The sequence below is a fragment of the Burkholderia sp. Ac-20353 genome (assembly GCF_017104785.1).
Taxonomy (GTDB): domain Bacteria; phylum Pseudomonadota; class Gammaproteobacteria; order Burkholderiales; family Burkholderiaceae; genus Burkholderia.
In genome coordinates, this window is the sequence record NZ_JAAGPL010000250.1 from 1 (window position 1) to 11,243 (window position 11,243).

Annotated in this window: 12 protein-coding genes; 6 read left to right on the plus strand and 6 right to left on the minus strand. The window is 68.4% G+C overall.

Translation table 11 applies throughout. The annotated features are described in order from the left end of the window. Nucleotides 1–467: biotin-dependent carboxyltransferase family protein (locus G3N94_RS36550; RefSeq protein WP_205799103.1), on the minus strand; the 467-nt coding region annotated here is incomplete at its 3' end. Continuing rightward, complete coding sequence (gene pxpB / locus G3N94_RS36555) at nucleotides 464–1,120, minus strand: 5-oxoprolinase subunit PxpB (protein WP_205799104.1); 657 nt, start codon at nucleotides 1,118–1,120, stop codon at nucleotides 464–466. The genes pxpB and G3N94_RS36550, both read right to left, overlap by 4 nt. Before the next feature lie 148 nt (nucleotides 1,121–1,268). Between pxpB and G3N94_RS36560 the strand changes: the two genes are divergently transcribed. Continuing rightward, on the plus strand, nucleotides 1,269–1,781 hold the full coding sequence (locus G3N94_RS36560) for a winged helix DNA-binding protein (RefSeq protein WP_205799105.1): 513 nt from the start codon (nucleotides 1,269–1,271) through the stop codon (nucleotides 1,779–1,781). 74 nt (nucleotides 1,782–1,855) lie between these two features. On the opposite strand, the gene G3N94_RS36565 is transcribed toward G3N94_RS36560, so the two are convergent. Next, nucleotides 1,856–2,464, minus strand: coding sequence for a 5-formyltetrahydrofolate cyclo-ligase (locus tag G3N94_RS36565; protein ID WP_205799106.1), 609 nt, complete (start codon nucleotides 2,462–2,464; stop codon nucleotides 1,856–1,858). 8 nt (nucleotides 2,465–2,472) lie between these two features. Here G3N94_RS36565 and G3N94_RS36570 point away from each other — a divergent pair, with 8 nt between their 5' ends. The 4 genes from G3N94_RS36570 (at nucleotide 2,473) to G3N94_RS36585 (ending at nucleotide 7,439) form a co-directional block, all read left to right on the plus strand. Further along, a complete protein-coding gene (locus G3N94_RS36570) occupies nucleotides 2,473–4,425 on the plus strand; it encodes a lytic transglycosylase domain-containing protein (protein ID WP_205799107.1) in 1,953 nt (650 codons plus the stop codon). A 136-nt stretch (nucleotides 4,426–4,561) separates the two neighbouring features. After that, the gene (locus tag G3N94_RS36575; protein WP_205799108.1) at nucleotides 4,562–5,521 is read left to right on the plus strand and encodes a complex I NDUFA9 subunit family protein; all 960 of its coding nucleotides are present in this window, start codon (nucleotides 4,562–4,564) and stop codon (nucleotides 5,519–5,521) included. A 32-nt stretch (nucleotides 5,522–5,553) separates the two neighbouring features. Continuing rightward, nucleotides 5,554–6,201, plus strand: coding sequence for a glutathione S-transferase family protein (locus tag G3N94_RS36580; RefSeq protein WP_205799109.1), 648 nt, complete (start codon nucleotides 5,554–5,556; stop codon nucleotides 6,199–6,201). After that, complete coding sequence (locus G3N94_RS36585) at nucleotides 6,198–7,439, plus strand: multifunctional CCA addition/repair protein (RefSeq protein ID WP_205799110.1); 1,242 nt, start codon at nucleotides 6,198–6,200, stop codon at nucleotides 7,437–7,439. Before G3N94_RS36580 ends, G3N94_RS36585 begins: the two co-directional genes overlap by 4 nt. Before the next feature lie 9 nt (nucleotides 7,440–7,448). On the opposite strand, the gene G3N94_RS36590 is transcribed toward G3N94_RS36585, so the two are convergent. After that, on the minus strand, nucleotides 7,449–8,276 hold the full coding sequence (locus G3N94_RS36590) for an XRE family transcriptional regulator (protein ID WP_205799111.1): 828 nt from the start codon (nucleotides 8,274–8,276) through the stop codon (nucleotides 7,449–7,451). 332 nt (nucleotides 8,277–8,608) lie between these two features. Here G3N94_RS36590 and G3N94_RS36595 point away from each other — a divergent pair, with 332 nt between their 5' ends. Beyond that, the gene (locus G3N94_RS36595; protein ID WP_205799112.1) at nucleotides 8,609–10,459 is read left to right on the plus strand and encodes a M24 family metallopeptidase; all 1,851 of its coding nucleotides are present in this window, start codon (nucleotides 8,609–8,611) and stop codon (nucleotides 10,457–10,459) included. 10 nt (nucleotides 10,460–10,469) lie between these two features. Here G3N94_RS36595 and G3N94_RS36600 read toward each other — a convergent pair whose 3' ends face one another. Together G3N94_RS36600 and flgM are read right to left on the minus strand one after the other, a co-directional pair. Beyond that, nucleotides 10,470–10,910, minus strand: coding sequence for a flagellar protein FlgN (locus tag G3N94_RS36600; RefSeq protein ID WP_205799113.1), 441 nt, complete (start codon nucleotides 10,908–10,910; stop codon nucleotides 10,470–10,472). A gap of 76 nt (nucleotides 10,911–10,986) precedes the next feature. Then, on the minus strand, nucleotides 10,987–11,243 hold a 257-nt coding region (gene flgM, locus G3N94_RS36605), incomplete at its 5' end, for a flagellar biosynthesis anti-sigma factor FlgM (protein ID WP_205799114.1).

An 11,243-nucleotide genomic window follows, 5' to 3' on the forward strand; every position in this document is an offset into this window, starting at 1 on the left:
TCGCCGTCGCGCAGCGCGCGGCCGCCGAGGCCGCCGAAGCGCGACGCGAGATCGGTGCTGCGCGAGCCGAGCATCGGCAGCACGTCGATGCCGCCCGCAATGCACAGATAGCCGCGCATCCCGCGCTTCGCGGCCGGCAGCGTGAGCATCTGGCCGGCCACGACCGGCAGGCTCCACCATGAATGGACGGGCTTGCCGTCGAGCGTCGCGCCGAACTCGGTGCCGGTGATCGCGATGCGCGCGTCGCGCGTGAAGCGGAACGCGGCGGGGCCGAACGTGATCTCGACGGCGGCCGCATCGGCGCGATTGCCGACGAGCCGGTTGCCGACCTCGAGCGCGAGGCTGTCGAGCGCGCCGCCCTGCGCGACGCCGAGATGGCGTGCACCGCGGCGTCCGAGATCCTGCACGGTCGACAGCGGGCCGGCCCGCAGCACCTCGATGCTGCCCGGCGCTTTGCTGTGGCTCATGTCGCGTGGACTCCCGCAATGGTGAAGCGCACCCGGTCGCCGGGCAGGAGCAGCGTAGGCGGCTGCCGGGACGGATCGAACAGTGCGCACGACGTACGGCCGATCAGCTGCCAGCCGCCCGGCGACGTGGTCGGGTAGATGCCGGTCTGCGCGCCGCCGATGCCGACCGAACCGGCCGGCACCTCGAGGCGTGGCGCCGCGCGGCGCGGCGTGTGCAGCGATGCGTCGAGGCCGCCGAGATATGCGAAGCCCGGCTGGAAGCCGAGGAAGAACACGATGTATTCGGCGGCCGCGTGACGCGCGACGACCTCGTCGACGGCGAGGCCCGTGTGTGCGGCGACGGCCGCGAGGTCAGGCCCGGCTGCGCCGCCGTATTCGACCGGAATCTCGACTTCGCGGCCGCTCGCGTGCTCGACGTCGGCGGTTTCCCACGCATCGCGCAGCGCTTCCGTCAGCGCGTCGGCGGACGCGGCGAGCACGTCGAACACGATCGTCAGGTTGTTCATGCCCGGCACGACGTCGACGACGTGCGGCCACGCGCGCGCGGCCTCGGCCACGGCCCAGACGCGGCGCTGGCAGTCGAGCGTGGCGGGCGGCGGCGCTTCGCACACGAGTGCGGCGTCGCCGAGCGGAAAAATGCGTGGATGCGTCATCGGACTCGCACGGTTCGAACGGCAATGTTGGCGTACATTGTCAATAAAATATCGATAACTTGCTAATAAGCGTTTATGCCTAGCTGGTGCCCGAAGGCATCTGACGTACACTCTGCACACCCTGACATCCGCCTGCGCTGACTGCCACATGAAGCGTCATCCGACCAAGATCGTGTCGTCCGAACATCTCGTTTCCGATTCGAGCGCGGAGCTGTCGGAGCTCGAATACGGGCTCATCATGGCCGGCAACGCGTTCAACCGGTGGATGGTGCGCTGCATGTCGGCGGCGGGCGCGAAGGACATGACGGCGGTCGAGGTGTCGCTGCTGCATCACGTCAGCCATCGCGAACGCAAGAAGAAACTCGCCGACATCTGCTTCGTGCTCAACATCGAGGATACGCACGTCGCGACCTATGCGCTCAAAAAACTGATCGCACGCGGCTACGTGAAGAGCGAGAAGAGCGGCAAGGAAGTGTTCTTCTTCGCAACGGACGCCGGGCGCGACCTGTGCCTCAGGTACCGCGAGGTGCGCGAGCACTGCCTGATCGAGACGCTCAAGGACAGCGGCCTCACCAACGAGCAGATCGGCGACGCGGCGCAACTGCTGCGCCACGCGTCCGGGCTCTACGACACGGCCGCACGCGCCGCGGCGTCGCTGTAGGAACGCGGCGCCCTCGGCGATCCGGCAGTGTAGGCTGCCGATTGCGACGGTTTGTTGACGCGATGTCGGCGCGCTTACGCGTCGGCCACGTAGGTTTCCTCGTCCGTCACGACCCAGTGCATCGCGAGATCGTGTCCTTCGGTCGGCAGCGTGTCGACCTTGCATGCCTCGTAGGCGATGCCGACCGTGACGGGCAGGGCGGCGCCGGGCCACGCGGCGAGCGTGCGGTCGTAATACCCGCCGCCATAGCCGAGCCGATACAGCCAGCTATCGAAGCCGACACAGGGAATCAGCAGCAGATCCGGCACGACGACGACGCCCGACGCCGGTTCCGGAATCCGGTGATGACCTTCGCGCATCGGCGTTGCGTGGTCCCATGCATGGAACTCGAGCGGCGCGCGCTGCTCGAGGATCACGGGCAGCGCGGCTTGCCTGCCGGCACCCGCCGCACGCCACGCGAGCACCGCCGCGCGCGCGTCGAACTCTCCGGGCAGCGGCCAGTAGAACCCGACCGTGCGCGGCGCGAGCCGTTCGAGCAGTGCACGCAACCGCGCGTCGAGCGCAGCGTTCGGCGCGGCCTGCGACGCGGCGTCGCGACGGGCTTTCGACAGCGTTTTGCGCAGCGCCGCCTTCCGTTCGGCGAAGGGGTTGCGTGCTATGCTTTCGTTCACTTCGTGCTCCATTCAAAACGATGTCGAACAGCCTTTTCCGAGTATATCGCGCGGTCGCGCTGACGCTTTCGGCCGCCGCGCTCGTCGCGGGCACGGCCGCATGCGCCGCGCCGTCCGACGACACGCTCTCCGGGGACGACCAGACCTTCGTCCAGCTTCGCGAAGCCGCGCGCCGCAACGATGCCGCGAAGGCCGCGCAGCTTGCCGCGACGATCCCGAACTATCCGGTGCCGTCGTACCTCGAGTATTTCCAGATCAAGCCGCAGCTGTTCGATGCGACGGGCCGCGCGCGCGTCGACGCGCCGGACGCGCCCGTGCTGTCGTTCCTGCAGCGCTACGACGGCCAGGCGATCGCCGACCGGATGCGCAACGACTACCTGCTCGTGCTCGGTGCGCGCCACGACTGGCGCAATTTCGACGACCAGTACAAGCGCTTCGTGCTCGACGACGACACGCAGGTGAAGTGCTACGCGCTCGAATCGCGCGCGGCGCGCGGCGAGAACGTCGCTGATGCGGCGCGCGCGCTGCTCGTCGAACCGAAGAACTACGGCGACGCGTGCGTCGACCTGATCACCGCGCTCACGGTCAATCAGCAGTTCTCGAGCGACGACGTGTGGCAGCAGGCGCGGCTCGCGTTCGAGCAGAACTACACGACGGTCGGCGGCAAGATCGTCGACGCGCTCGGCGCGCGTCCGGTCGCGTTCGACCAGGCGACCAGCGCGCCGCCGCTGTTCCTCGCGCGCGGCGTCGGTCCCGACGCGGTGTCGCACCAGCTCGCGCTGATCGCGATCGGCCGGCTGGCGCGCAACGATCCGGACCAGGCGGCCGGCATGCTCACGTCGCTCGCGTCGTCGCTGACCAAGCAGGAACAGGCGATCGCGTGGGGCGCGGTCGGCTACCAGGGCGCGCTGAAGCGCTCGGCGCTCGCGTCGGTCTGGTATGCGAAATCGGCGAATGCGCCGCTGTCGAACTCCGCGTACGAATGGCGCACGCGCAGCGCGCTGCTGGTCGGCAACTGGCCGATGGTGCGCTGGTCGATCGAACAGATGCCGCCGTCGCTGCGCGACGATCCGGCGTGGGTCTACTGGCATGCGCGCGCGCTCAAGCAGAGCGGCGATACGCTGCAGGCGAACCAGGAATTCGAGCAGATCGCGGGCCAGTTCGGCTTCTACGGCCAGCTCGCCGGCGAAGAGCTCGGCCAGCGTACGAAGATCCCGCCGCGCACGACCGTCTCCGATGCCGAGATCAACGAGATGAGCAAGGTGCCGGGCTTCGCGCTCGCGCAGCGCTTCTACGCGCTGAACCTGCGTCTCGAAGGCAACCGCGAATGGAACTTTCCGCTGCGCGGGATGACCGACCGCCAACTGCTCGCAGCCGCCGAGTACGGCAAGCGGGTCGACCTGCTCGACCGCGCGGTGAACACCGCCGACCGCACGAAGGCCGAGCACGATTTCACGCTGCGCTATCCGTCGCCGTACCGGAATATCGTCGAGCGCTACGCGCAATCGACCGGGCTCGACGTCGAGTGGGCGTACGGGCTGATCCGCCAGGAATCGCGCTTCATCACGAGCGCGCGTTCGTCGGTCGGCGCGGGCGGCCTGATGCAGCTGATGCCGGCCACCGCGCAGCTCGTCGCGAAGAAGCTCGGCCTCGGCACGATCACGCGCGCGCAGATGCACGACATCGATACCAACATCCAGCTCGGCACCTGGTATCTGGCGGACATCTACAACAACTTCGACAGCTCGCCGGTGCTCGCGACCGCCGGCTACAACGCGGGGCCCGGCCGGCCGCGCCAGTGGCGGCAGGTGTTGACGCAGCCGGTCGAAGGCGCGATCTTCGCGGAGACGATTCCGTTCAACGAGACGCGCGACTACGTGAAGAACGTGCTGTCGAACACCGTCTATTACGCGGCGCTCTTCGAAGGCAAGCCGCAATCGCTGAAGAAGCGCCTGGGCACGATCTCGCCCTGACCTGCACGCTGCCGCGCGAGACGCGGCAGCGTGCGCGGCAGGGTGCGCGACAGTGTGATTTGGGGCCGGTGCGCCCGCCCGCGACGGGCGCTCACCGGCACTGACCGGCACTGACCGGCACGATGGAGCATCGAACATGGATCGCCAGACCGTTGCGCTGCTGGGCGGCACCGGCTTCATCGGCAGCCGGCTCGTGAGTGCGCTGATCGATGCGGGCAAGCAAGTGCGGATCGGCACCCGGCGCCGTGACCACGCGCGCCATCTGACGATGCTGCCGGTCGAGATCGTCGAGCTCGATGAGCTCGACACGCGTCATCTGGACCGCTTCGTCGCGGGCGCGCACGCGGCCGTGAACCTCGTCGGCGTGCTGCACGGCGGCCACGGCACGCCTTACGGCCCGGGCTTCGAGCGCGCGCACGTCGCGCTGCCGGCCGCGCTCGCGAGCGCATGCCTCGAGGCCGGCGTGCAGCGGCTGCTGCACATGAGCGCGCTCGGCGCGAATTCGCACGGCGCGAGCATGTACCAGCGCTCGAAGGGCGACGGCGAGGCCGCGCTGCATGCGGTCGCGGCCACCGACTCGCTCGCGGTGACGATCTTCCGCCCGTCGGTCGTGTTCGGGCCCGGCGACGCGTTCCTCAACACGTTCGCGCGGCTGCACCGCACGCTGCCGGTGATTCCGCTCGCGATGCCCGACGCGCAGTTCCAGCCGGTGTTCGTCGGCGACGTCGCGCGCGCGTTCGTCAATACGCTCGACCTGACGGCCGCGCGCGGCAAGACCTACGAGCTCGGCGGCCCGAAGGTCTATACGCTCGAGGCGCTGGTCCGCTATTGCGGCACGCTGGTCGGCCGCGAGGCGCGGATCGTGCGGCTGCCCGACGCGCTCGCGCGGCTGCAGGCAAGCGTGTTCGAATGCCTGCCGGGCAAGCCGGTGATCACGCGCGACAATCTCGCGTCGATGTCGGTGCCGAACGTGCTGTCCGGCCCGCTCGCGCCGGAACTCGGCATCCGGCCCGTGAGTCTCGAAAGCATCGTGCCGGCCTATCTCGGCGACGCGGCGATGCGCTCCCGCTTCGACTGGTTCCGCTCGCGCCGCTAGTCGATTCGTCCTTACCTGTGTGGAATCCCGTCATGAAACTCGTCATTGGAGACAAGAATTACTCGTCGTGGTCGATGCGTCCGTGGCTGCTGCTCGCGCACTTCGGCATACCGTTCGACGAAATCGTCATCGAGCTGCGCCGCGACGATACGAAGGCGCGCATCCTCGAGCATGCACCGTCCGGCAAGGTGCCGTGCCTGATCGACGACCACGGCGTCGCGATCTGGGAGTCGCTCGCGATCGCTGAAACGCTCGCCGAACGCTATCCGCAATATCCGATGTGGCCGGCCGATCCGCTCGAGCGTGCGCATGCGCGCAGCATCGCCGCCGAGATGCATGCGGGCTTCGCGGCGCTGCGCACGGAGATGGGCATGAACATCCGCGCATCGATGCCGGGCCGCGGCGCGACGCCCGAGTCGCTCGCCGACGTCGCGCGGATCGACGCGATGTGGAGCGCTTGCCTCGAGGCATCGGGCGGGCCGTTCCTGTTCGGCGAGTTCGGTATTGCCGATGCGATGTACGCACCCGTCGTGATGCGCTTCAACACGTACGCGCCGGGGCTGTCGCCGGACGCGGCCGGCTACGTCGAGCGCGTGACAGCGTTGCCGGCGGTACGGCGCTGGATCGACGACGCGCGCCGCGAAACCAACGTAATCGCCGACTACGAGCCGACGCCATGAATGTGTACGCAGTAGGCGGCGCGATCCGCGACGAGCTGCTCGGCGTGCCGGTGCAGGACCGCGACTACGTCGTGGTAGGAGCAACGCCCGAGCAGATGGCCGGGCACGGTTTCAAGCCGGTCGGCAAGGATTTTCCGGTGTTCCTGCATCCGGACACGCACGAGGAATACGCGCTCGCGCGCACCGAGCGCAAGACGGCGGCCGGCTATCACGGCTTCCAGTTCTACTACGCGCCGGATGTCACGCTCGACGAGGATCTCGCGCGGCGCGACCTGACGATCAACGCGATGGCTCGCGCGGTGAGCCCGGACGGCGCGCTGGTCGGCCCGGTGGTCGATCCGTTCGGCGGGCAGGCGGACCTGCGCGCGCGCGTGTTCCGGCACGTGAGCGACGCGTTCGTCGAGGATCCGGTGCGGATCCTGCGCATTGCGCGCTTTGCCGCGCGCTTCACCGATTTCACGCTCGCGGACGACACGCTCGCGCTGATGCGGCGGATGGTCGATGCGGGCGAAGTCGATGCGCTCGTCGCCGAGCGGGTCTGGCAGGAAATCGCGCGCGGGCTGATGGAGGCGCGGCCGTCGCGGATGTTCTCGGTATTGCGCGAATGCGGCGCGCTCGCGCGCATCCTGCCCGAGGTCGATGCGCTGTGGGGCGTGCCGCAGCGCGCCGACTACCACCCGGAAGTCGATACGGGCGTGCACGTGATGATGGTCGTCGACCATGCGGCGAAGCAGGGCTATTCGCTCGCGGTGCGCTTCGCGGCGCTCACGCACGATCTCGGCAAGGCGACGACGCCCGAGGACGTGCTGCCGCGCCACATCGGCCACGAGGGACGCAGCGTCGACCTGCTGAAGCCGCTGTGCGATCGGCTGCGAGTGCCGAACGAGTGCCGCGATCTCGCGCTCGTCGTCGCGCGCGAGCACGGTAACCTGCATCGTGTGATGGAGATGGGCGCGGCGGCGCTCGTGCGCCTGTTCGAGCGCGCGGACGGGCTGCGCAAGCCTGCGCGCTTCGCCGAGATGGTGCAGGCGTGCGAGGCCGATGCGCGTGGCCGGCTCGGGCTGGAAGCGCAGCCGTATCCGCAGGCCGAGCGGCTGCGCGAGGCGCTCGTGGCGGCGCGCGGCGTCGATGCGGGCGCGATCGCGCGCGACCTCGGCAACGATGTGGCGAAGATCAAGGATGCCGTGCATCGCGCACGGATCCAGGCGGTCGCGCGCTCGCTCGAGATCGGCGAATAGCGCCGGGGGTTATTTCTTCTTGCGCGCGCCGGCTTTGCCGACCGGGGCGGCGTCTGCCGGCCGCTTGCCGGCCGACGCGCGCGGCTTTGCGGACGCCGTGTGGTCCGCAGCCCTGGCTTTCCTGGCAGCGGGCTGCATCGCGCCCGGCTGAATGGGGTCCGCACCGCGGCCGCGCTTCGGCATCGGCAGGCGGCGGCTCACGCGCGGCTCGCCCGGGAGCAGCCGCGCGTCGCTGTCGGGCTGCATGATTTCGGTCGATGCAGGCACGAATTCGGCATAGCTGTCGTCGAACAGCGGCAGCGTGCCGACCACGATCAGCTCCGCGGGCCCGGCGCCCACGTTCGCGACGCGGTGCTTCCGGTGCGCGTCGAAGTGAATCGAATCGCCGGGCGCCAGCGGGTAGTCCTTCTTGCCGACCGTATAGCAGATCTGCCCGGACAGCACGTAGACGAATTCGTCGCCGCCATGCGCGACCCATTCCGAGCAGTAGCCTTCCATCATCTGAACCTTGACGGCGTTGATCAGACTGCCGTCGAAGGTGGTCGAGAGCCGCTCGTAGCTCTGCGACGTCTTGTCGACCGCATACGACTCCCGGCTGCCCTGATGCGAATCGGGTTGTTGCTGGCGCGGCTGGTCGATCAGCACGCCGATCGGCACGTTCAGCGCGTTCGCGACGTTGACGAGCGACGAAATCGAGATGCCGGTGAGATTGCGTTCGACCTGGGACAGGAACCCGACCGACAGCTTGGCTTCGGTCGCGACTTCCAGCAGCGTTTTCTTCGCTTCCCGGCGCAAGCGCCGAATGCGCTGGCCGATACGCATGAGGTCTGAATCCATGAATCTCTTTCGTGGCAACGAGTAGGCGGCGAGCGGGGGCGGCGGTGCAGCAGCCAGGGCGAGCCTTTCCGCGAATCGCACGAAGCACGGCCGTTCGGGCGATGATGCCGGCGCATTGTACCGCGCAGCGGGCGATTCCCGCGCCAGGCAAGCGTGTTGCACCGGAGCAGAATTTCAGTCTGACTAAAATTTTAGCTTGACCTCAATTCCGGCCCGTTCTAGATTCTTCCGCACGGCGCCAGAAATTTAAGTGAGACAAAAATTTTCGGCGCCGTGCCGCCTGGACTGGCAGTCATGCGCGCTCCGACAACAATGAACAATGTGGGCATCCGATGATCGATCGACTGAAATACAGTTTCTCCAGCCTTCCCCCGTACGATGCATCCGTCGACGAGACCCACGCGGGGCTGTCGCGCCTGCTCGACGCGATGCAGCTCGACGCCGTGGTGATCACGTCGCAGGACGAGTTCATTACCGAGTACCTGCCGCGCCGCAACAACCCGCGCTACGCGCTGTCGGGCTTCGACGGCTCGGCGGGCTGCGGCATCTTCCTGAGCACGGCGGCGGCGCAGGCGCTCGGCGTGCAGCAGTTCGTGCTGTTCGTCGACGGCCGCTACCACCTGCAGGCGGAGCAACAGTGCGATCCGGCGCGTGTGCACGTCGAGAAGCTCGGGCTGGACACGGCGATGTGGCCGGCGATCGCCGAATGGCTGATCGCGCACGCGGGCCGGCTCGAGCGGGTCGGCTATGACGGGCTGCGGTTCAGCGTTGCGCAGCGCGACCGGCTGCTCGACAGCACGCAGGCGGCGAAGCTGGACTGGACGAGCATCGTCGGCCGCGAAATCGACCGCGCGATCGCGCTGCCGGGCTGGTTCGTCGAGCGGCCGATCTTCGAGCTGCCGGAATCGATGACCGGCGTGAGCGTCGCGCAGAACATCGCGACGCTGAACCAGCGGCTCGCCGCGCACACCGGCGCGGCGGACGGCAAGACGGCGTTCGTCACCTGCGCGTCGGACGATCTCAGCTACCTGCTGAACAGCCGCGGCTATCACATCCCGAATGCGTCGTCGCATCTGGGCTTCCTGTTCGTCGTCGGCGAGCAGGTCGTCCTGTTCCTGCCGGAAGGCTGTGACCGTTGCCCGGTCGACCTCGAATCGTATCCGGCGCTGCACGTGATCCGGCGCGACTTCGCGGAACTCGAGCGCATCCTCGCGCAGTTCGCGGTCGAACACGTGTGCTACGGCTTCGAGTCGGTCAACTGCGCGCTCGTCGATACGGTGAGCCGCGTGTGGCCGCACGCGCGACATGCCGATTTCAGTCCGGTCGAGACGATGCGGGTCGGCAAGACGCCGGAAGTGCTCGACCAGTTCCGCGACGCGTTCGCGCGCAGTTCCGCGGCGATCGCCGAGACGATGCGCTGGGCGAAGACGGGCGAGGCGGGGCAGCGGCACTCCGAATACGACCTGGCCCGCGTGATCAACGACGCGTACGGCGCGCGCTCGGCGCTGGCGCTGACGTTCCCGTCGATCGCGGCGAACGGCGCGAACAGCGCGTCCGCGCACTACACGGCGGCGAGCACCGAAGTCGAGCTGACCGAAGGCGAGCTCGTGCTGCTCGACAGCGGCGCGTACTACGAAGGCGGCTTCGCGACGGACTGCACGCGCGTCGTGTTGCGCCGGACCCGTCCGGACACGGTTGCGCAGCCGTGGCAAAGGGAGATCTACACGGTCGCGCTGAAGGCGTGCATCAAGGGGCTCGTCACGCCGTTCCCGAAACAGATGTCAGGCGGCGACGTCGATGCGGCCGTGCGGCAGGTGTGCCGCGACCACGGCTACGATTTCGGCCACGGCACCGGGCATGGCGTCGGGATTCACGTGCACGAAGGCGGTGTGCGGTTCGCGCCGGGATCGAAGTATGGGCTGGTGCCGAATGCGGTGATTTCGGTCGAGCCGGGCATCTATGTGCCGGGCAAGGGCGGCGTGCGGATCGAGAATATCGTGATCATCCATCCGAGCGAGCAGGAGCCGGATACGATGACGTTCGAGAATATCGTCGCGGTGGGCTACGACTGGGATCTGATCGATCTCGACCTGTTGAGCGACGACGAACGCGATTATCTGCGCGACTACGAGCGGCTGTGTGCCGAGCGCGGCACGCAGGTGACCGCGTGTCCGCTGCTGTAGGCGCCGCGCGTCAGCGCGCGACGGCCGACACCCGGCCGTCCGGCCCGTAGAAGCCGACGCGCTCGGGCGCCGAGCGCAGCACTGCGAGCGCCCGTTCGTTGTAGTCCGTCCGGATGCGGATCAGCATGCCATTGGTCGCGTTGGCCTGGCGTGCGCGCTCCGCGGATTGCTGCAGCAATTGCCAGCGGCCGGCGAGGCGCGCGTCGCGTTCGGCGGCCTGGTCCATGCCTTTCTTGCCGACGGGAAAGCCGAGCGCGGACAGCTGCGTGTCCCGCGTGCGTTCGAGCTGCGCGAGGCGGTCGATCAGCGCGGTCTTCTTCTCGATGATGCCGGGCAGCATCGCGAGCGGCTCGGCCGTCGTCAGTGCCTTCTCTTCGTAGGCGAGCAGGGACGCGAACGCTTCGACCGTCGCATGTTCGTCGTTGACCGTGGCCAGCAGCTCGTCTCTCATCGCGTCTCGCTCATCACGCCGGCGCACGGAGCCGCACGCCGGCAAAAAACCATGGGCGCCGGCCTGTCGGGCCGGCTCAGCTGCCCTGCGGGCGCTGCTGCTGCAGCAGCTCGCGGGCGGTATTCAGCACGCCGTCGGCGATCTTGCCCGGATCGATCGTCAGCGTGCCGTTGTTCAGTGCGTCCTTGATCGACTGGACGAGGCCCATGTCGATGTCCGCGTTGCCGGACGCCGAGCGCGTGCGCAATTGGCCGGACAGGCCCGACAGGTTCACGGTCGCGTCTCCGTCAGCCGCGCCTGCGGGCGCCGATTGCGCGCCGGACGCCGCGGGCG

Coding starts and splice junctions, on each gene's coding strand:
- G3N94_RS36580 (WP_205799109.1), top strand. CDS start 5,554: ATGAAACTCGTCATTGGAGACAAGAATTACTCGTCGTGGTCGATGCGT.
- G3N94_RS36595 (WP_205799112.1), top strand. CDS start 8,609: ATGATCGATCGACTGAAATACAGTTTCTCCAGCCTTCCCCCGTACGAT.
- G3N94_RS36560 (WP_205799105.1), top strand. CDS start 1,269: ATGAAGCGTCATCCGACCAAGATCGTGTCGTCCGAACATCTCGTTTCC.
- G3N94_RS36585 (WP_205799110.1), top strand. CDS start 6,198: ATGAATGTGTACGCAGTAGGCGGCGCGATCCGCGACGAGCTGCTCGGC.
- G3N94_RS36570 (WP_205799107.1), top strand. CDS start 2,473: ATGTCGAACAGCCTTTTCCGAGTATATCGCGCGGTCGCGCTGACGCTT.
- G3N94_RS36590 (WP_205799111.1), bottom strand. CDS start 8,276: ATGGATTCAGACCTCATGCGTATCGGCCAGCGCATTCGGCGCTTGCGC.
- G3N94_RS36565 (WP_205799106.1), bottom strand. CDS start 2,464: ATGGAGCACGAAGTGAACGAAAGCATAGCACGCAACCCCTTCGCCGAA.
- G3N94_RS36600 (WP_205799113.1), bottom strand. CDS start 10,910: ATGAGAGACGAGCTGCTGGCCACGGTCAACGACGAACATGCGACGGTC.
- pxpB (WP_205799104.1), bottom strand. CDS start 1,120: ATGACGCATCCACGCATTTTTCCGCTCGGCGACGCCGCACTCGTGTGC.
- G3N94_RS36575 (WP_205799108.1), top strand. CDS start 4,562: ATGGATCGCCAGACCGTTGCGCTGCTGGGCGGCACCGGCTTCATCGGC.